Genomic DNA, 18,143 nt, shown 5'->3' with positions numbered 1-18,143 from the left:
CTTGTGAGTAGATTGCATACCGCATACAGTCGTCACCACACTTTCAGGGAGGCGACGTGGACCTCATGGAGTACCAAGCCAAGGAACTGTTCGCCCGGCACGGCGTCCCGGTGACGCTCGGACGGGTGATCGAGGACCCCGCCGACGCGGCGGCCGCGGCCCGCGAGCTCGGTGGGCGCGTGGTGGTGAAGGCTCAGGTGAAGACCGGCGGGCGCGGCAAGGCCGGCGGAGTGAAGCTGGCCGCCGGACCGGACGAGGCGACGGCCCGGGCGGGCGAGATCCTCGGGATGGACATCAAGGGCCACACCGTGCGCCGGGTGCTGCTCGCGCCGGCCGCGGAGATCGCCGAGGAGTACTACTTCTCGTTCCTGGTCGACCGCGCGAACCGCGAGTACCTCTGCATCGCCAGCACCGAAGGCGGTGTGGAGATCGAGGAGGTCGCGCACACCAACCCGGACGCGATCGCGAAGGTGCCGATCGACCCGGCCGTCGGAGTCGACGACGCGAAGGCCGCGGAGATCGTCACGGCGGCCGGATTCCCTGCCGAGGCGTCGGCCGTCGTACAGCGGCTGTGGGACGTGTTCGTCGCCGAGGACGCCTCACTGGTCGAGGTGAATCCGCTGGTGAAGCTCGGCGACGGATCGCTGGAGGCGCTCGACGGCAAGGTCACGCTGGACGACAACGCGGCGTACCGGCACGCGGACCATGTGGGCTTCGACGACAAGACGGCCGCCGACCCGCTCGAGGCCGAGGCGCACGCCAAGGGCCTGAACTATGTGAAGCTGGACGGCTCGGTCGGCATCATCGGCAACGGCGCGGGCCTGGTGATGTCCACGCTCGACGTCGTCGCGTACGCGGGGTCGGCGTACGGCGTGCAGCCGGCCAACTTCCTGGACATCGGCGGCGGCGCGTCGGCCGAGGTGATGGCGAACGGGCTCGGGATCATTCTGTCCGACCCCCAGGTGCGCAGCGTCTTCGTGAACGTCTTCGGCGGGATCACCGCCTGCGACGCGGTCTCGAACGGCATCGTGCAGGCGCTCGCCGTGCTCGGCGACCGGGCTGACAAGCCGCTCGTCGTCCGGCTGGACGGCAACAACGTCGAGGAGGGTCGCGCGATCCTCGCCAAGGCCGCTCATCCGCTCGTCACCGTGGTCGACACGATGGACGGCGCCGCCGCCCGGGCCGCCGAGCTCGCCGCAGAGAAGGGAAACTGACATGGCGATCTTCCTGACCGAGAAGAGCCGGGTCGTCGTGCAGGGCATGACCGGGTCCGAGGGACAGAAACACACCAGCCGGATGCTTGCCGCCGGCACCACGGTGGTCGGCGGCGTGACCCCCGGCAAGGGCGGCCGGTCGGTGGACTTCGCGCGGCAGTCGATCCCGGTCTACGGGTCGTGTGCGGACGCGGTGAAGGCGGCGGACGCGGACGTGTCGGTGGTGTTCGTCCCGCCGCGCTTCACCAAAGGCGCGGTGCTCGAAGCGGTCGACGCCGGGATCCCGCTCGTCGTGGTGATCACCGAGGGCGTGCCGGTGCACGACACGGCCGCGTTCTTCGCCGCCGCGCGGACCAACGGGACGCGGATCATCGGCCCGAACTGCCCGGGCATCATCAGTCCCGGCCGCGCCAACGCGGGCATCATCCCGGCGGACATCGCGGGTCCCGGGAGGATCGGCCTGGTCTCCAAGTCGGGCACGCTGACCTACCAGATGATGTACGAGCTGCGGGACTTCGGGTTCTCGACCGCGATCGGGATCGGCGGCGACCCGATCATCGGGACCACGCACATCGACGCGCTGCAGGCGTTCCAGGACGACCCGGACACCGACGCGATCGTGATGATCGGCGAGATCGGCGGTGACGCCGAGGAGCGGGCGGCCGCGTTCATCAAGAAGAACGTGACCAAGCCGGTCGTCGGGTACGTCGCCGGCTTCACCGCGCCCGAGGGCAAGACGATGGGCCACGCGGGTGCGATCGTGTCCGGCTCCTCCGGCACCGCCGCCGCCAAACAGCAGGCCCTGGAAGCGGCCGGCGTACGCGTCGGCAAAACCCCCACCGAAACCGCCCACCTCCTCCGCACCACCCTCACCCCGGCCGCCCGCCATTTGGCTGGTTGACCAGCAGAATGCGGGGTTTGTCACCCGTATCCAGGGTGACAAACCCCGAACTTGCCTGGTTGACCAGCCAAATGCGAGACCTAGCCAGCGGGTGCAGCGGTGGGCGGGGGTGCGGTGCTGCTGCGGTGGACGAGTTTGGCGGCGACGGCGACCGGCTCGTGGTGGTGTTCGCCGGCGTGGATCTCGCGGATCAGCGCGTCGACGCTCAGCCGGCCGACGTCGACGAAGTTCTGGCGGATCGTGGTCAGCGGCGGCCAGAAGTGCGCCGACTCCTCCATGTCGTCGAAACCGACCACGCTCACGTCGCCGGGCACGTCCCGGCCGTGTTCGTGGAGTGCGCGGAGCAGGCCGAGCGCCATCTGGTCGTTCGCGACGAACACCGCGGTCACCTCGGCGTTGGCGGCCAGCTGCCGACCCGCCTCGTAGCCCGATCCCGCCGTCCAGTCCCCGTCGAATACCGGCGGCACCTCCCGGCCGTGATCCAGCAGCGTCGCCTCCCACGACCGCCGGCGCCGGTCAGCGGCGAACGAGGTCGGCGGGCCGCCGAGATGCCACACCGTGGCATGCCCCAGCCCGAGCAGGTGCTCGGTCGCCAGCCGTGCGCCCTGCCGCTGGTCGGTGTCGACGATCGGGTAGTCGTAGTGCGCGCTCGAGTCGACCACGACGACCGGGAGACCGTGCGGGAGCCGTACGCCGGCCTCGTCCAGCGTGTGCGCCTCGATCAGGATGATGACGCCGTCCACCGCCTGCTCACCGAGCCGGCTGAACGCGTTCGTGACCGCACTCTGCGTGACGTCCAGCACCGGGACCAGGTTGATCGCGTACCCGCTGATCGTGGCGGCGGTGGCGATCGCGTCGAGCGTCCGCGTCGTACCGAAGCTGTGCAGCTCGAAGACGATCACGCCGATGCTGCGGTACTCGCCGTTGCGCAGGGCGCGGGCGGCGCTGTTCGGGCGGTACCCGAGCTGGCGCATCGCGGCCTGCACCCGGTCCCGGGTGACCGCGTCGACGTTGTTCCGGTCGTTCGCGACCCGCGACACGGTCTGCCCCGAAACCCCCGCCAGCCGCGCCACGTCCGCCATCGACGGGCCGCGCCGCCGGCGGCCCGCTGAATCCTCCGCTGGCATCCGCACCTCCTCGGTCTTTGCGTCGGAGTGTAGACATGTTGACGTAAACACGTTACCGTCGCGCCGTCGATGTTGACGTCAACATCGCGCGTCGCGCCCACCTCCGGGCGCGGAAAGCGAGAGGAGGTCCCCGGACATGGCGGAGTCCGTGGCCCATCAGCACGTGGCACGGGCCGGCGCGACCGGCAGGCGGCGGAGGGTGTTCAAGGACGGCAAGGGGTGGCTGTTCGTCGGGCCGTTCCTGGCGGTTTTCGCGCTCACCTTCCTGGCCCCGATCGGGTACGCGATCTACCTGAGCCTGTATCGCAACCAGGCGTTCTTCGGCGGCACCGTGTTCGTCGGGCTGGACAACTACACCCAGGCGCTGCAGGACCCGAAGTTCTGGGAGGCGTTCGCCCGGGTGGCGGTCTTCCTGGTCGTCCAGGTGCCGGTGATGCTCGTGCTGGCGCTGCTCGCGGCGCTCGCGATCGACAGCGCGCGGCTGCACGCGGCCGGTTTCTTCCGGATCGTGATCTTCCTGCCGTACGCCGTACCGGGCGTGGTCGCCGTACTGATGTGGGGCTACATCTACGGCGACAACTTCGGCCTGGCGGCGAACCTCAACGACCTGCTCGGCACGACCGCGATCCAGCCGCTGAGCAGCAGCTGGATGCTGCCGTCGATCGCCAACATCGTGACCTGGGAGTTCGTCGGCTACAACATGCTGATCTTCTACTCGGCGCTGCGCACGGTGCCGAGTGAGTTGTACGAGGCGGCCGCGATCGACGGCGCCGGGACGTTCCGGACGATTCTCGCGGTGAAGCTGCCCGCGCTCCGCGGCGCGATCGTGATCGCGACGATCTTCTCGATCATCGGCAGCTTCCAGCTGTTCAACGAGCCGAACATCCTGCGGACGCTGGCGCCGAACGTGATCACGACGTACTACACGCCCAACATGTACGCCTACAACCTGTCCTTCGCCGGCCAGCAGTTCAACTACTCGGCCACGATCGCGATCGTGATGGGCGTCATCACCGCGGTCATCGCGTACGTCGTCCAGCTCCGCGGATCCCGGGAGGCGCTGTGAGTGCCCTGACTTCTCCCCTGCGCCCGAAGCGCTCCAAGCTGCTGACCGGCGTGATGGTTCTGTACCTGCTCTACACGATCGTCCCGCTGGTCTGGTTGTTGCTCAGCACAACCAAGACCCAGGACGACCTGCTCTCGACGCCCGGCCTGTGGTTCGGGAAGAGCTTCGCGTTCTTCACCAACATCAAGGACACGCTCACCTACAACGACGGCATCTTCCTGCGCTGGCTGGGCAACACGGTGCTGTACGTCGTGGTCGGCGCGGGCGGCGCGACGCTGCTCGCGACCGCAGCCGGCTACGGACTGGCGAAGTACAAGTTCACCGGCCGCCGCGCGGTGTTCGCGGTGCTGCTCGGCGCGGTCGCGGTGCCGGGGACCGCACTCGCCGTACCGACGTTCCTGATGTTCTCCAACCTCGGACTGACGAACACGGTCTGGGCGATCATCATCCCGTCGCTGGTGAGCCCCTTCGGGCTGTACCTGATGTGGGTGTACGCGACCGACGCCGTACCGGGCGAACTGCTCGAGGCGGCCCGGATCGACGGCGCCGGCGAGGTCCGGGTGTTCTTCACCGTCGCGCTGCGGCTGCTGGCCCCGGGCATCGTCACCACGCTGCTGTTCGCGATGGTCTCGACCTGGAACAACTATTTCCTGCCGCTGATCATGCTCAGCAAACCCAACCTCTACCCACTCACGGTCGGGCTCACCCAGTGGAGCAACCAGGCGACCGGCGTGGGCGCCCGCCCCATCTACAACCTGGTGGTCACCGGATCGTTGCTGACGATCGTTCCGCTGGTGGTCGCCTTCCTCCTTCTCCAGCGCTTCTGGCAGTCGGGCCTCAGCGCAGGGAGCGTCAAGTGAAAGGGACACAGATGAAGTCACAGTGGCGCCGGGTCCGGCAGCTGGTGGTTGCCGGAACCGCCCTCACGGCCCTCGCGGTCGTGGCCGCGTGCGGCGGCGGGTCGTCCAACGACAGCGCGAGCGGAGGTACGACGACCGGCTCGGCCGACGCCGTCGACGCCGCACTCAAGGCGGGCGGCGAGATCACCTACTGGAGCTGGACGCCGTCGGCGCAGGCCCAGGTCACCGCGTTCATGAAGCAGTACCCGAACGTGAAGGTCAACTACGTCAACGCCGGTACCGGCAACGACCACTACACGAAGCTGCAGAACGCGATCAAGGCCGGCTCCGGTGCCCCGGACGTGGCCCAGATCGAGTACCAGGCGCTCCCCCAGTTCGCGCTGCCCGGCTCGCTCGTCGACCTGAACCAGTACGGGTTCTCGCAGTACGAGTCGGCGTACACGGCCTCGACCTGGGGCGCAGTTCACGCCGGCAGTGGTCTGTTCGGCCTGCCGCAGGACTCCGGGCCGATGGCGCTGTTCTACAACAAGGAGGTCTTCGACAAGTACGGCATCGCCGTGCCGAAGACCTGGGACGAGTACGTCGCGGCCGCGAAGAAGCTGCACGCCGCGAACCCGAAGTCCTACATCACCAACGACTCCGGTGACGCCGGCTTCACCACGAGCATGATCTGGCAGGCCGGCGGGCAGCCGTTCAAGACCGACGGCAAGAACGTCACGATCAACCTGCAGGACGACGGGTCCAAGAAGTGGACCGGGATGTGGAACCAGCTCGTCCAGGGCGGACTGGTGTCGAACATCCCCGGCTGGACCGACGAGTGGTTCAAGGCGCTCGGCGACGGCACGATCGCCACGCTGCCGACCGGTGCGTGGATGCCCGGCGTGATGGAGTCCTCGGTCAAGGCCGGCGCCGGCAAGTGGGCAGTCGCGCCGATGCCGACGTACGACGGCCAGCCGGCCACCGCGGAGAACGGCGGCAGCACCGAGTCCGTGATCAAGCAGAGCAAGAACCCGGCCCTCGCGGCGGCGTTCGTGCGCTGGCTGAACCACGACGAGGGGGTGAAGCCGTTCCTGGCCAGCGGCGGCTTCCCGGCGACCACGGCCGACCTGAAGGACCCGGCGTTCGTGGACAAGGCGAGCGCGTACTTCGGTGGCCAGAAGATCAACCAGGTGCTCACCAGCGCGGCCGGCCAGGTCGTGAAGGGCTGGAGCTACCTGCCGTACGAGCTGTACGCGAACAGCATCTACGGCGACACCGTCGGCAAGGCGTACCAGTCCAAGTCCGACCTGAACGCCGGTCTCACGGCGTGGCAGGAAGCGCTGGTGAAGTACGGCAACGAGCAGGGCTTCCAGGTCAACGGCTGACGTTGATGGAACAGGTGGGTCCGACGTCGCTGCGGTCGGACCCACCTGGTCTTTACACGCCGACCTTGCTCGCCAGGAGATCGGCGACGGCGTGGACCGCGCGTAGCGTCGGAGCCTTGACGCCGGTGAGGTCAGCCAGCTCGACGACCGCGGCCAGGATGACGTCGAGCTCGAGCGGCTTGTCCTTCTCCAGGTCCTGCAGCATCGACGTCTTGTGCTCCCCGACGCGTTCGGCGCCGTCGAGGCGCTTGTCCACGGAGATTTCCGGATGACAGCCGAGCGCGGCGGCGATCTCCAGCGACTCCTCCATCATCATCCGGACCATCTGCCGGGTGCCCTGGTGCGTGGCGATCTCCACCATCGTCGCCCGGGCCAGAGCGCTGATCGGGTTGAACGCCGCGTTCCCGAGCAGCTTGATCCAGATGTCCTTGCGAATGTCGTCCTCGACGGGGCACTTCAGTCCGCCGGCGATCATCGCCGTACTGAACTGGGTGCAGCGTTCCGACTGCCCACCGCCGGGTTCGCCGATCGAGAAGCGGGTGCCTTCCAGGTGCCGGACGACGCCCGGGCCGTCGAGCTCGGTGGAGCAGTACACGACACAGCCGATCGCGCGGTCGAGGTCCAGCACCTCGGTGACGGCGCCGCCGGGGTCGACCGATTCGATCCGGCGGCCTTCGTACGGGCCCTTCAGCCCGTGGAAGTACCACCAGGGGATGCCGTTCTGCGCCGCGACGACGACCGTGCGGTCGTGCAGCAGCGGCTCGAGTAGGGGGCCGGCGCTCGCGTACGAGTTCGCCTTGAGCCCGAGAAAGACGTAGTCGACCGGGCCGATCGCGGCCGGATCGTCCGTGGCGGGTGTGCGGGCGGTGAAGTCACCGCGGGGACTGCGCACCGTCACACCGTTCGACCGGATCGCGGCCAGGTGCGCGCCGCGAGCGACCAGGTGGACCTCTGTCCCACCTCGGTGCAACGCCGCGCCGACGTATGCACCGATCGCACCGGCGCCGAGAACAGCAACTCTCATAGGGGTCCCTGCCTTCCGAGAGGCCGGATAGGGCTTGGTATACGGGATACAGTAGGCTAGAGGTTGAATGCGGTCAAGATCACATTCCCCCGGCAAGCGCTCGCCCGAAAAGTTCGACGGGACCGATGAATCGGCGCATCGCCGGCGGTAAGTACCTGCGTCAATCCACTCGACGCAAGGAGCAGGAACCATGGGCCACGTCATCGTCACCGCGTTCGTCAGCCTCGACGGCATTGTCACCGACCCCGACGGCTCCGGCGGCACCCCGGCCGGCGGCTGGGCGTTCCGGCACGGTCCCGAGACGGTCGGCGGCGACAAGTTCCGCCTCGGCGACCTGATGGACACCGGCGTGCTGCTGCTCGGCCGGACCACCTGGGAGCTCTTCAGCCGGCTCTGGCCGAACCGTACCGACGAGTTCTCCACCCAGATGAACAAGATGGCGAAGGTGGTCGCGTCGCACTCGCTGACCGACCTGTCCGCCTTCCCCAACTCCACGCTGATGAAGGGCTCTCTGGCCGACTACGTGCGGTCGGAGTCGCGCACCATCGCCGTCACCGGCAGCCTCAGCGTGATCCGGGAGCTGCAGGCCGCGGACCTGGTCGACGAGTACCGGCTGATGACCTTCCCGTCGATCGTCGGCACCGGCTCACAGCTCTTCGGCCCGTCGGACGCACCCGTCCACTTCCAGCTCACCTCGGTGGCGCAGACCGGCGCGGCGTCACTGGCGACGTACCTCCGGGCCTAGCAAGATGTCCCGATGACCTGGCCGGCGATGGTGTGGATCGGTGGGGCTCCGGGCGCGGGGAAGTCGACGATCGCGCGGCGTCTCGCGCGGCGCGCCGATCTGCCTCTGCACCCGGTGGACCTGTGGACGTATGCGCACCTCGACCGGCTGCCGCCACTCCGGCCCCTGACGGAGGAACTGGCCAAGGGACCGGACTCTGCCGCCGAGGCCTTCGTGGGCGTTGCGCGGCTGCGGCTGGACCTCGTTGTCGCGGACGTCCGCGAGCGCGACCTGGGCGACGTACCCGCGGTGGTCGAGGGACCGCAGCTCTTCCCGTCGATGGCTGACTCGGTTCCGGCGGCGGTGTGGTTGCTGCCGGACGCCGAGCAGACCCGTAGGGCGCGGGAGGAGCGGCTGGCCCGGGCAGACGATCCGGCCGGGCGCGCCCGTCTGGAGAGCCTGCTGGCGCGGGACACCGTACTGGCTGACCTGGTACGGCGAGAGGCGCTCGAACGCGGGCGGGTACTCATCGAGGTGTCCGCGCAACCGGACTGGGCAGGTATCACCGAAGCGGTCGAGGACGCACTGGGGGCCCCACCGCGTCTTGCGCCGGGCGCAGAGCTGAGTCGGCAGCGACGGTATGAGAACCTCGCAGCGTGCCGGCAGGGGCGGCTTTGGCAGGCGGACATCGGCCTGGCCGAGCTGCCGCCGTACCCGTTCGCCTGCGAGTGCGGGACGTCCGGCTGTGCTGCTACGTGGGAGGGCACGCCCGACGAGTACGACGTACGGCGAGAACAGGGGTGGCTGACGGCTCATCCAGCGTGCTAGGGTTTCTGATTGTTGCAGTTGCAGTTCCACGTTCGTGTCGAAGCGCCCGCGGATTTGTGATCCGCTGGGCGTTTTGTCGTATCAGGAGAAAAAAATGGCTTTGGGAACAGTGAAGTGGTTCAACGGCGAGAAGGGCTTCGGCTTCATCTCCCAGGAGGACGGCGGCGCCGACGTGTTCGTGCACTACTCGGCGATCCAGACCCAGGGCTTCCGCTCCCTGGACGAGAACCAGCGGGTCGAGTTCGAGATCGCCCAGGGCCCGAAGGGCCTGCAGGCGGAGAACGTTCGCCCGGTCTGATCTGAGCTTGGCGGCAGACCCGGTTCAGGCCGGGTCTGCCGTGCTCCACAGGTACTCGCCGTCCTCCAGCACGTCGGTGCGCTCGAGACCTGTCGCGGCCGCGATCGCGGCCGATGCACCGTGGTCCGGATGGACGTGCGCGACGATCCGGCCGATTCCGTGAGCCCGTAACCAGGTGACCAGTCCCTGGGCGGCCTCCTTCGCGAGACCCCGGCCCTGCCAGGCAGTGCCGATCACCCAGGCGATCTCCGCCGTACCGTCGGTCACCGTCGCCTGGACGTAGCCGACCAGCGCGTCGTCGTACTCGATCACCCAGTTGAGCCACTGCTCGTCCGGACGTCCCGGACCGGCCAGTTGGCGGCGGTAGCGTGCCTCCAGCTCCGCCACGGACGGGGGCTCCCCGCCGGTGAAGGTGTAGAGCGCGGGGTCCGACAGCACCTCCACCATCGGTTCGGCGTACTCGACCCGCAGCGGCCGCAAGGTCAGGCGGTCCGTGGCAATCACCCGCGCAACGGTAACGCCCTTTGCCGAAACAGCAACCTGAGACCGACAACGTCCCTGAGCGGCGCGAGACTGTCGGCATGATCGAGATCGATTGGGCGGGAGAGGCCGGACGGCTGCGCGCGTCGGCCGAGGGCGAGACGGACTGGAACGCGGCAGTGGCTCGCAGCCTCGTGCGCGACGGCGACAACGTCCTGGCGGACGTCGGCTGCGGAGGCGGCGGGATGGCCAAGGCGCTCGCCGAGGCACTGCCCGGTGCGACAGTGGTGGCGATCGACGCGGATCCCGAAGTCCTCGAGCAGGCACGCGAGCACACCGCCGGCCTGGTGCGGTGCGAGCTCGCCTCCATGGACGACGGCGTGGAACCGTTGCGCCGGGCAATCGCCGCCCCAGCCGATCTGATCTGGGCATCGGCCTCGGTGCACCACGCCGCCGACCAGCAGGCCGCTGTCGACGCGCTGGCCTCGCTGCTTGCGCCCGGCGGGCGGTTGGCGCTCGCCGAAGGCGGTCTGCCGGCGCGGTACCTGCCGTGGGACCTGGGGGTCGGCGAACCCGGACTGGAGCTGCGGCTCGACCTGGCGCAGGACCGGTGGTTCAAGGTGATGCGCGACTCGCTGCCGGGATCGGTGCCGATGCCGTACGGTTGGACGGAGGCGCTGACCCGCGCCGGGCTGACCGGAGCCACCACGCGGAGCGTGCTGACCGAGACGCCGGCACCGCTGCCGCCGGAGCGGCTGGAAGGCGTCGTACAGGCGTTCCGGACACGGATCGAGCGGCTGACCGGCGGCGACAGCGGTCATGGTCATGGTCATGGGCATGGGCACGGTCATGGGCATGTTGTGAGTGATGAGGAGTGGCTGACGCCCGACGATGTCGAGGTGTGGCAGCAGCTGCTCGACCCCGACAGGCCGCAGTACCTCGGGCGGCGCTCCGACCTCGCCGTACTGTCCGTCCGCAGCGTCCACCTGGGGCACGCGCCGCGCTGACAAGGCACGCCGTCACCGCGCTGTCGGCGCGCCACCGTAAGGTGGGTGCCCATGAACGACCGGCTGGTGTGGATCGACTGCGAGATGACCGGCCTCGACCTGGCGAACGACGCCCTGATCGAGGTCGCGGTGCTCGTCACCGACTACGAACTGAACGTGCTCGGTGACGGGATCGACGTGGTGATCGCGCCCCCACCGGCTGCCCTCGACCAGATGGGCGACTTCGTCCGCGACATGCACACCGGGTCAGGGCTGCTCGAAGAACTCGCCAACGGCATCCCGCTCGCCGACGCCGAACAGCAGGTCCTCGACTACATCACGTCGTACGTCAAGGAACCCCGCAAAGCCGCCCTCGCCGGCAACTCCGTCGGCACCGACCGCACCTTCCTCGTCCGCGACATGCCGCGCGTCGAATCCCACCTGCACTACCGCAACGTCGACGTCAGCTCGATCAAGGAACTCGTCCGGCGCTGGTACCCGCGGGTCTACTACGCGACGCCCGCCAAGACCGGCAACCACCGGGCGCTCGCCGACATCACCGAAAGCATCGACGAGCTGCGGTACTACCGGGAAACCGTCTTCGTGCCACAGCCCGGCCCCGACTCCACCACCGCCCGTGCCGCCGCCAGCCTCATCGTCGACGGCGCCCCCGAGGACAGTCCAACAGGCGCCTGACCTGCGGATCCGCCCTCGATTTCTGGTCCTGACAGTTCATCGCTATGATTGCTCAGCCGTCGCGGTTCGGACGGCAATGGTGGGTGTAGCTCAGCTGGTAGAGCACCTGGTTGTGGTCCAGGTGGTCGCGGGTTCGAGTCCCGTCACTCACCCGATGGCCGGCCATGCCTGCGGAGAGCGCAGGCTTGGTCGGCTTCGTCATTTTGTGCGGCTGCGCTTCGCTTGCCGCAGGCGGGGGCTCCGCCACCCGCACCCCCTGCGCCTTCGCTTCGCTCGGCTCCTGGGTTGGGTTTTGCGGTCGCCGCCGCGGTTGGGGTTGGGTTTCGCGGTCGCCGCCGCGGTTGGGGTTGGGTTTCGCGGTCGCCGCCGCGGTTGGGGTTGGGTTTCGCGGTCGCCGCCGGGGCCGGGGTTGGGTTTTGCGGTCGCCGCCGGGGGCCGGGGTTGGGTTTGCGGTCGCAGCCGGGGCCTGGGTTGGGTTTCGCGGTCGCTGCTGGGGTTGGGGTTGGGTTGGCGGTTGGCTTGGGTGCTGGGTGGGGGTGGGTTGGCTGGTGGGCGTGGGAGGATTCGCTGGTGAAGTTGAGTGGGAGTGCCTGGTTGGGGTACGGCGTCGTGGTTGTGGTGACGTTTGTGGTGGGGTTCTTGGCGTTTGCCGTTTGGGTTCTCTCGAAGGTTTTCTGAACTGGGTGTGACCCAGGCCGGCCGTGGGTGCGTCTTGTGGGGCAGAGGCATCTACAGGAGGTGTGGATGGGTACGACCGGGGACTTCGAGGAGTTTGCGCGGGCACAGATACCGCGGCTTTATCGGACTGCTTGGCTGCTGGCAGGCGATCGGCATCACGCCGAGGATCTCGTGCAGGAAACGCTGGCGAACCTGCTGAAAGTCTGGCAGCGGATCGACAGCCCAGGGGCTTACGCGCGGACCGCGATGGTGCGGACGTACATCTCGCAGCGGCGGCGTAAGAGCTGGTCGGAGCGGCCGACCGCCGACGTGCCGGAGATTGCGGAGCGAGCCGGGGATCCGGAGCTGCGGATGGCCCTGCAGAGCGCCCTGGCCGAGCTGGCGCCGCTGGATCGGGCCGTGTTGGTGCTGCGGTTCTTCGAAGATCGCAGCGTCGAACAAGTGGCGCTCGATCTCGGCAAGAAGACCAGTGCGATCACCACTCGCACCGCCCGCGCCCTGGACCGCCTCCGCGCCGTCCTCGGCGAAGGCGCCGACCAGCTGATCGCGCTCTGAAAGGCGAGGAGAACCATGAACACCCAACTCACCGACCTGATGCACCGCGCCACCGAGAACCTCGAGCCGGTCACACCCGACCTGCTCGAACGCACCGTCGCGCAGGGACTACGGCTGCGACGCCGGCGTACGGCGCTGCTTACCGCGTCCGGCGCCGGCGCCGTACTCGCAACCGCGGGCCTGATCGCCGGCGGGATCCACCTGGCCGGCTCCCCGACGAACGTCGCCGTCGCCGGCTCCCCGGTGCCGTCGGCCAAGCCGACACCGACCGCCAAGCCGCCCGCGGTCAACCTGAAAGAGACGCTCGCGACGCTGAAGACGCTCGTCACGGCGCCCGGACGGACACTCTCGAGCCCCGAGACCTGGGGCGGCGGCGACTACGCCGGCGCGGCGTACGTCGTCGACGACGGGCACGGCGCCTCCCGGGTCGACGTACTCCTGTCCGGCGGAGGCGAGGCGAACCCGTGCGTCCCGGTCCGCCAGGGCTGCAGCACCCTCCCCGACGGCTCGGTCGTGTACGTGTCCAAGGAGTCCCCCGTGTACAGCGACAGCCGCCAGTCGCAGTACGGCGTCATCAGCAACTACGTGCTGCTGTACCGCCACGACGGCCGCGTCATCAGCCTCACGAGCTACAACGGCCCCGCGGAAAAGGGCAAGCAACACACGCGCCCCAAGCCGCTGCTCTCCACCGAGGCCCTCACCGCCCTCGCGAAGAGCAAGTCCTGGAAGCTCCCCCCGGTCTCCCCCACCAAGGCGTGGAAGGGCACCAAGGGCGCGAAGCCCACGAAGTAGCCCCACCCCGAGCCCATCGCGACCGCTCCCCAGGAGCGATCGCGATGGGCTCACTTCGCGGCGAGTACGATCGCGCCCGGGCTGGCGCACCGATCGGGTTCACGATCGGCAACAATGCAGCCAGTGCCGAAACCGCAACGTGTACCGGCTCCACGGTCGGGAGCGTGCACGCCTCTGAGAGGAGCCACCGTGCGCCACGAGGTCACCGCCGGCGACACAGCACTCGCCGTCGGCAGCGGCGATGTCGAGGTCCTCGCAACGCCCCGCCTGATCACCTGGCTCGAGTACACGACCGCACAGCTCGCCCTGACCACGCTCGAGCCCGGCCAGACCTCGGTCGGTACGTCGGTCCGTATCCGCCACCGCCTCCCGACCCGCGTCGGCGACACCGTGGACATCGCCGCGGACGGCCCCGAGGTGGACGGCCGGCACCTGCGCTTCCAGGTGCGCGCCACCAACTCCGCCGGCCAGCTCGTCGCGGACGGTGAGCTCGAACGGGTCGTCGTCGACCGCGAACGCTTCCTCGCAAACGTGCCTTAGACCGGCGGCTCCACGTACCAGCGCGGCAGCTCGCCGGGCTCCAGGCTCGTCGGGTCGCCGGGCCGGGACAGCGTGAGGATCGCCTGCTGGATCTCCGGGCGGGCGTTCAGCGCGTCCTCGATCGCGTACAGGCGCGCGGCGACCTCGGACTCGACGTCGTTGCCGGCGACGTCGACCGCGGCGACCAGGAAGATCCGGTCGGCGCCGACCCACTCCATGTGCAGGAAGCTGATCCGCTCGATGTCCTCGTGCGCGAGCAGCGCGCGGAGCACCCGGTTGCGGGCCAGCGGGGTGACCGCCTCACCGGTCAGGAAATCCATGTTCCGGCTGATCAGGAACAGCGCGACCGTACCGAGCAGGATGCCGACCACGATCGAGCCGATCGCGTCCCAGACCGCGTTGCCGGTGAGTTGGTGCAGCAGGATCGCGACTCCCGCTATCAGGATGCCGATCAGCGCCGACAGGTCCTCGACGAACACCGCGCGGAGCACCGGGTTCGACGTGAGCCGGACATATCGCCACGGTCGCAGCATCCGCTCCAGCGCGCCCGCCTTGGTCTGCCGCAGCGCCTGCGCGAACGAGATCCCCTCGAGCACGAACGAGATCCCGAGCACGGCATACGCCCAGCCGTACGACGTGGCTTCCGCCTCGCCGTGCTGCAGCGACTGGATGCCGTGCCACACCGAGACCGCTGCACCGACCGTAAACAGGCCGAACGCCGCGAACATCGACCAGATGTAGCTCACCCGCCCGTACCCGAGCGGGTGCAACCGGTCGGCCGGCTTCCGCGCCCGGCGCTCCCCGATCAGCAGGAACACCTCGTTGCCGGTGTCGGCCCACGAGTGCGCGGCCTCCGCCGTCATCGAGGCGGATCCGGTGATCACCGCGACCACCGTCTTGGCGAGCGCGATCAGCAGGTTGGCGGTGAGCGCGACCAGGACGGTCAGCAGGCTCTCGCCGCCGGTCGCCTCGTCGTCCGAGCTGCTCACGGTCCGACCATACTCAACTGACCGGCCGGATGATGCGTTGCTCGATCGCGCGTGCCACGGCGGCCGCGCGGGTGTCGACGTCCAGCTTCGAGTAGATGTGCGCCAGGTGGGACTTGATCGTGGCCTCGCTGACATACAGCTTCTTCGCGAGGTCCCGGTTCGACTTGCCGGTGGCGAGCAGGCCGAGGATCTCCACCTCGCGCTCGGTCAGCATCGGGCCGGAGCGTCGGACGAGCCGGGCCGCCACGGCCGGTGCGAGCACGGTCTCGCCGCGCGCGGTGCCGCGGATCGCGCGGAACAGATCCTCCGGCGGCGCGTCCTTCAGCAGGTATCCGGAGGCGCCGGCGTCGATCGCACTCATGATGTCGGCTTCGGTGTCATAGGTCGTCAGAATCAGCACGTACGGCGGCTCGGGCAGTGCCCGCAGCCGCGCGGTCACCTCGGCACCGCCGAGGCCGGGGCCGAGATTGAGGTCCATCAGCACGACGTCCGGATGCAGGCCCGCGACGAGTTGCTCCGCGCTGTGCGCGTCGGACGCCTCGCCGACGACGATCAGATCGTCCTGGGCCTCGACGAGCGCGCGGACGCCGGCGCGCACGACGGGATGGTCGTCGACCAAAGCAACGCGGATCGCCGGGGCCGCGGCGTCGCTCGTCATGAATGCTCCGCCGTCGCCCGCAGCGGGATCGACGCGGCCAGCGCCGTACCGTCCCCCGGTTCACTCTCCAGCACCAGCGTTCCTCCCAGTTGTCTCAGTCGTTCCCGGATTCCGGCCAGGCCGTGGCCGCGGTCGGAATCGATGGTGACATGAGATCGCGGAAGGCCCCGGCCGTTATCCACAACGTCGAGGACCACAGCGTCGGGGTGGTACGTGAGAGTCACGAAGGCCGTTTCAGCCTGCGCGTGTTCGAGCACATTGGCCAGTGCGCCGCGAGCGGTGCGCAACAGTGCGGTTTCCACCTCCGAGTCGAGAGTCACCGGCTCACCGTGCACCTGCACCCGGACATCGAGGGCGCTGTGGGCCGCCAGCCGTTCGCAGGTCTTGCGCAGTGCTTCCGGCAGGCCCACGGCCAGCTCGGCCGGTGCGAGGTCGCGGACCACTCTCCTGACCTCGTCCAGTCCGTCGCGGGCGGTCGCGGCCGCCTGGGCCGCGTGCTCGCGAGCTGCAGCGGGCCGGGCGTCCCACTCGCGCTCGGCGGCTTGCAGCAAGAGGTTGATGCTCGACAGACCCTGCGCCACGCTGTCGTGGATCTCCCGCGACAGCCTGGCTCGCTCTGCCATGGCTCCTGCCTGGTGCTGTGCGTCGGCAAGGTCGCCCTGCGCGGCATGCAGCTCGTCCAGCAGCGCCTGTCTGGCCAGCGCGTCCCGCTCCAGCGCCCGGTAGGCGCCCACGGCAAGCACTGCGACACAGACCGGCCCCAGCACGATCGTCGGGTCCAGCCGGTCGGTCATCCGGGTCCACTGGACCACGGTGACCACCACCATGCCGGCCACGACCAGACAGGCCGGGCGGAACGACAGGATGCGCAGGGCAACAAAAGAGAGTGGCACGGCGCACCAGGCGAACGACGGAGCCAGCAGGACCAGGGCGCACCACTCCACGACCAGCAGCGCCAGCCAGACCCGGCTGGGGAGCAGCCGGTAGGCGCCGTATGTCGCCAGCAACACCGCTGCGCCGAGCAGCACCCACGGCGCGCGGTCGCCCAGGCCGTGACCGGTCAGGTAGCGGATCGCGGACGCCAGCACGAGGACGACCAGCGCCGCGTGTAGTGCAGTCACCAGCCGCGTCGCGTGACTCAGGATCGACGGAGTGTGCGCAGTGGACATGTTCTGCCGATCGTAGGCCGCGCGGCCCCGGATCCGAATCATCCGTTCGGCTATCCATCGGTGGCCGAACACCCGTCGTGCGGACCCGTCCGGCCGACGGAGGCTGGAGGCAGCTCGAATCCACCGACCGTCCTGAGAGGTTCAGATGTCTGTCCGTTCGCTGTCCGCCACCCTCGCCTTGTCCGCCACCCTGCTCGGCGCCGGAGCCTCGGCGGCCTTCGCCTCGCCGGCACACACCCGGCCGAGCACCTACGAGCTCCCCGGTGACCCCGGCGGCTCCAAGTTCGAGGGCATCGGGTTCGACGCGCGCACGAAGAACTACTACGTGTCCGAGACCACCGGCGGTGAGATCCACCGCGGGCAGCTGCGCTCCGGAGCGGCGACCGAGTGGCTCCAGGGCGACGGCACCGATGGCCGCTGGACGGCCCGCGGCGTCAACGTCGACTCCCAGGGCCGGGTGTATGTCGCCGGCGGGCCGAACGGGATCGACCATCCAGGCGCGCCGGACCTGTGGGTGTATGACCGCGACGGGCAGCTGCTGGCCGCGCTGCGGACCGGCGTGCCGAACGCGTTCCTGAACGATCTGGTGATCGGTCCGGACGGCGCGGCGTACTTCACGAACTCGAACGCTCCACAGATCTTCCGGGTCGCCGAGCAGCACGGCCGGTGGACCGTCACGACCTGGGCCGACGCGACCGGGACGATCGACACGGCGACCGGCTTCAACCTCGGCGGGATCGTGCTGTCGCCGGACCGCAAGGCGCTGGTCGTGGCCCAGGGCAACGTCGGCAAGCTGTGGCGGTTCGACCTGCGGACCGCGCGGGCCACGGCGGTCGACACCGCGGGCGTCGACCTGGTGAACGCCGACGGTCTCGTCCAGCAGGGCAACAGCCTCTGGGTCGTGCGCAACTTCTCGAAGGTGCTCAGCACCCTGCAGCTGTCGGCCGACGGACGCACCGCGCGGCTGGTGTCCGCGACGCCGACCGACCCGGACCGGGTGCTGACCACCGCGAAGCTCGCCCAGGGGCGGCTGCTGGTCGTCGACAGCAAGTTCGACGAGGCGACCGCGGTCCCGCCGTACCAGGTCATCACGCTCGATCCGCGCCGATGAACCGCCGCCCGATTGCTGTGGCCGCCGTCCTGCTGACGGCGGCGACCACAGCGTGTTCCACTGAGACCCACAGTGCGCCTACG

20 protein-coding genes and 1 tRNA gene are annotated in these 18,143 nt (G+C 69.2%); 15 read left to right on the top strand and 6 right to left on the bottom strand.

All coding sequences use genetic code 11. The features are described from left to right. Positions 1-56 precede the first annotated feature (56 nt). Both sucC and sucD read left to right on the top strand, forming a co-directional pair. Positions 57-1,214 carry an ADP-forming succinate--CoA ligase subunit beta gene (gene sucC, locus AB0L64_RS20050; protein ID WP_363712022.1) on the top strand — a complete coding sequence of 386 codons (1,158 nt, stop codon included), beginning with the start codon at positions 57-59 and terminating at the stop codon, positions 1,212-1,214. Position 1,215: 1 nt separating this feature from the next. After that, positions 1,216-2,115 (top strand): succinate--CoA ligase subunit alpha, encoded by a 900-nt coding sequence (gene sucD, locus AB0L64_RS20045; protein WP_363712019.1) that lies wholly within the window; start codon positions 1,216-1,218, stop codon positions 2,113-2,115. A gap of 80 nt (positions 2,116-2,195) precedes the next feature. On the opposite strand, the gene AB0L64_RS20040 is transcribed toward sucD, so the two are convergent. Beyond that, the gene (locus AB0L64_RS20040) at positions 2,196-3,242 is read right to left on the bottom strand and encodes a LacI family DNA-binding transcriptional regulator (protein WP_363712017.1); all 1,047 of its coding nucleotides are present in this window, start codon (positions 3,240-3,242) and stop codon (positions 2,196-2,198) included. Positions 3,243-3,378: 136 nt separating this feature from the next. Here AB0L64_RS20040 and AB0L64_RS20035 point away from each other — a divergent pair, with 136 nt between their 5' ends. Genes AB0L64_RS20035 through AB0L64_RS20025 form a run of 3 tightly spaced genes read left to right on the top strand, consistent with a single transcriptional unit; the run spans position 3,379 to position 6,532 of the window. Further along, positions 3,379-4,308: a sugar ABC transporter permease gene (locus tag AB0L64_RS20035; protein ID WP_363712015.1), complete on the top strand. Its 930-nt coding sequence runs from the start codon at positions 3,379-3,381 to the stop codon at positions 4,306-4,308. Continuing rightward, positions 4,305-5,168: a carbohydrate ABC transporter permease gene (locus AB0L64_RS20030; protein ID WP_363712013.1), complete on the top strand. Its 864-nt coding sequence runs from the start codon at positions 4,305-4,307 to the stop codon at positions 5,166-5,168. The genes AB0L64_RS20035 and AB0L64_RS20030 overlap by 4 nt, the downstream gene beginning before the upstream one ends. 11 nt (positions 5,169-5,179) lie before the next feature. After that, complete coding sequence (locus AB0L64_RS20025) at positions 5,180-6,532, top strand: sugar ABC transporter substrate-binding protein (protein WP_363712011.1); 1,353 nt, start codon at positions 5,180-5,182, stop codon at positions 6,530-6,532. Between the two features lie 52 nt (positions 6,533-6,584). Here AB0L64_RS20025 and AB0L64_RS20020 read toward each other — a convergent pair whose 3' ends face one another. Continuing rightward, on the bottom strand, positions 6,585-7,556 hold the full coding sequence (locus AB0L64_RS20020) for a 2-dehydropantoate 2-reductase (protein WP_363712009.1): 972 nt from the start codon (positions 7,554-7,556) through the stop codon (positions 6,585-6,587). Between the two features lie 190 nt (positions 7,557-7,746). Between AB0L64_RS20020 and AB0L64_RS20015 the strand changes: the two genes are divergently transcribed. From AB0L64_RS20015 to AB0L64_RS20005, 3 genes are all read left to right on the top strand, one after another. Further along, positions 7,747-8,301, top strand: coding sequence for a dihydrofolate reductase family protein (locus AB0L64_RS20015; RefSeq protein WP_363712007.1), 555 nt, complete (start codon positions 7,747-7,749; stop codon positions 8,299-8,301). A gap of 12 nt (positions 8,302-8,313) precedes the next feature. Continuing rightward, positions 8,314-9,108, top strand: a complete 795-nt coding sequence (locus AB0L64_RS20010; RefSeq protein WP_363712005.1) for a hypothetical protein — start codon at positions 8,314-8,316, stop codon at positions 9,106-9,108. 94 nt (positions 9,109-9,202) lie between these two features. Continuing rightward, positions 9,203-9,406: a cold-shock protein gene (locus AB0L64_RS20005; RefSeq protein ID WP_130381366.1), complete on the top strand. Its 204-nt coding sequence runs from the start codon at positions 9,203-9,205 to the stop codon at positions 9,404-9,406. A 24-nt stretch (positions 9,407-9,430) separates the two neighbouring features. Here the strand turns inward: AB0L64_RS20005 and AB0L64_RS20000 are convergent, their stop codons facing one another. Further along, entirely contained in the window at positions 9,431-9,910 is a 480-nt protein-coding gene (locus AB0L64_RS20000) for a GNAT family N-acetyltransferase (RefSeq protein ID WP_363712003.1), read from the bottom strand. A 77-nt stretch (positions 9,911-9,987) separates the two neighbouring features. Here AB0L64_RS20000 and AB0L64_RS19995 point away from each other — a divergent pair, with 77 nt between their 5' ends. The 6 genes from AB0L64_RS19995 (at position 9,988) to AB0L64_RS19970 (ending at position 14,133) form a co-directional block, all read left to right on the top strand. Next, on the top strand, positions 9,988-10,893 hold the full coding sequence (locus AB0L64_RS19995; RefSeq protein WP_363712001.1) for a class I SAM-dependent methyltransferase: 906 nt from the start codon (positions 9,988-9,990) through the stop codon (positions 10,891-10,893). Between the two features lie 51 nt (positions 10,894-10,944). Beyond that, positions 10,945-11,568 carry an oligoribonuclease gene (gene orn, locus AB0L64_RS19990; protein WP_359939156.1) on the top strand — a complete coding sequence of 208 codons (624 nt, stop codon included), beginning with the start codon at positions 10,945-10,947 and terminating at the stop codon, positions 11,566-11,568. Positions 11,569-11,647: 79 nt separating this feature from the next. Beyond that, a tRNA-His gene (locus tag AB0L64_RS19985) sits at positions 11,648-11,720 on the top strand. 592 nt (positions 11,721-12,312) lie between these two features. Continuing rightward, positions 12,313-12,801: a SigE family RNA polymerase sigma factor gene (locus AB0L64_RS19980; protein WP_363711998.1), complete on the top strand. Its 489-nt coding sequence runs from the start codon at positions 12,313-12,315 to the stop codon at positions 12,799-12,801. 15 nt (positions 12,802-12,816) lie between these two features. Further along, positions 12,817-13,593, top strand: coding sequence for a hypothetical protein (locus AB0L64_RS19975; RefSeq protein ID WP_363711996.1), 777 nt, complete (start codon positions 12,817-12,819; stop codon positions 13,591-13,593). A 189-nt stretch (positions 13,594-13,782) separates the two neighbouring features. Further along, the gene (locus AB0L64_RS19970; protein WP_363711994.1) at positions 13,783-14,133 is read left to right on the top strand and encodes a hotdog domain-containing protein; all 351 of its coding nucleotides are present in this window, start codon (positions 13,783-13,785) and stop codon (positions 14,131-14,133) included. Here the strand turns inward: AB0L64_RS19970 and AB0L64_RS19965 are convergent. The 3 genes from AB0L64_RS19965 to AB0L64_RS19955 are packed head-to-tail and all read right to left on the bottom strand — an operon-like array spanning position 14,130 to position 16,949. Beyond that, on the bottom strand, positions 14,130-15,122 hold the full coding sequence (locus tag AB0L64_RS19965) for a cation diffusion facilitator family transporter (RefSeq protein ID WP_363711992.1): 993 nt from the start codon (positions 15,120-15,122) through the stop codon (positions 14,130-14,132). The genes AB0L64_RS19970 and AB0L64_RS19965 overlap by 4 nt on opposite strands. 13 nt (positions 15,123-15,135) lie before the next feature. Continuing rightward, positions 15,136-15,780, bottom strand: a complete 645-nt coding sequence (locus AB0L64_RS19960) for a response regulator transcription factor (protein ID WP_363711990.1) — start codon at positions 15,778-15,780, stop codon at positions 15,136-15,138. Then, complete coding sequence (locus AB0L64_RS19955; protein WP_363711988.1) at positions 15,777-16,949, bottom strand: sensor histidine kinase; 1,173 nt, start codon at positions 16,947-16,949, stop codon at positions 15,777-15,779. The genes AB0L64_RS19960 and AB0L64_RS19955 overlap by 4 nt, the downstream gene beginning before the upstream one ends. Before the next feature lie 145 nt (positions 16,950-17,094). Between AB0L64_RS19955 and AB0L64_RS19950 the strand changes: the two genes are divergently transcribed. After that, positions 17,095-18,060, top strand: a complete 966-nt coding sequence (locus tag AB0L64_RS19950; RefSeq protein WP_363711986.1) for a gluconolaconase — start codon at positions 17,095-17,097, stop codon at positions 18,058-18,060. The last annotated feature ends 83 nt before the right edge of the window (positions 18,061-18,143 follow it).

Origin of the sequence: Kribbella sp. NPDC051936 (assembly GCF_040680955.1) — a bacterium.
Taxonomy (GTDB): domain Bacteria; phylum Actinomycetota; class Actinomycetes; order Propionibacteriales; family Kribbellaceae; genus Kribbella.
Note: the sequence above shows the minus strand (reverse complement) of the source record. Positions and strands in the feature narration are given on the sequence as shown.

Coding starts and splice junctions, on each gene's coding strand:
- sucD (WP_363712019.1), top strand. CDS start 1,216: ATGGCGATCTTCCTGACCGAGAAGAGCCGGGTCGTCGTGCAGGGCATG.
- AB0L64_RS20040 (WP_363712017.1), bottom strand. CDS start 3,242: ATGCCAGCGGAGGATTCAGCGGGCCGCCGGCGGCGCGGCCCGTCGATG.
- AB0L64_RS20035 (WP_363712015.1), top strand. CDS start 3,379: ATGGCGGAGTCCGTGGCCCATCAGCACGTGGCACGGGCCGGCGCGACC.
- AB0L64_RS20025 (WP_363712011.1), top strand. CDS start 5,180: ATGAAGTCACAGTGGCGCCGGGTCCGGCAGCTGGTGGTTGCCGGAACC.
- AB0L64_RS20020 (WP_363712009.1), bottom strand. CDS start 7,556: ATGAGAGTTGCTGTTCTCGGCGCCGGTGCGATCGGTGCATACGTCGGC.
- AB0L64_RS20015 (WP_363712007.1), top strand. CDS start 7,747: ATGGGCCACGTCATCGTCACCGCGTTCGTCAGCCTCGACGGCATTGTC.
- AB0L64_RS20010 (WP_363712005.1), top strand. CDS start 8,314: ATGACCTGGCCGGCGATGGTGTGGATCGGTGGGGCTCCGGGCGCGGGG.
- AB0L64_RS20005 (WP_130381366.1), top strand. CDS start 9,203: ATGGCTTTGGGAACAGTGAAGTGGTTCAACGGCGAGAAGGGCTTCGGC.
- AB0L64_RS19995 (WP_363712001.1), top strand. CDS start 9,988: ATGATCGAGATCGATTGGGCGGGAGAGGCCGGACGGCTGCGCGCGTCG.
- orn (WP_359939156.1), top strand. CDS start 10,945: ATGAACGACCGGCTGGTGTGGATCGACTGCGAGATGACCGGCCTCGAC.
- AB0L64_RS19980 (WP_363711998.1), top strand. CDS start 12,313: ATGGGTACGACCGGGGACTTCGAGGAGTTTGCGCGGGCACAGATACCG.
- AB0L64_RS19975 (WP_363711996.1), top strand. CDS start 12,817: ATGAACACCCAACTCACCGACCTGATGCACCGCGCCACCGAGAACCTC.
- AB0L64_RS19960 (WP_363711990.1), bottom strand. CDS start 15,780: ATGACGAGCGACGCCGCGGCCCCGGCGATCCGCGTTGCTTTGGTCGAC.
- AB0L64_RS19955 (WP_363711988.1), bottom strand. CDS start 16,949: ATGTCCACTGCGCACACTCCGTCGATCCTGAGTCACGCGACGCGGCTG.
- AB0L64_RS19950 (WP_363711986.1), top strand. CDS start 17,095: ATGTCTGTCCGTTCGCTGTCCGCCACCCTCGCCTTGTCCGCCACCCTG.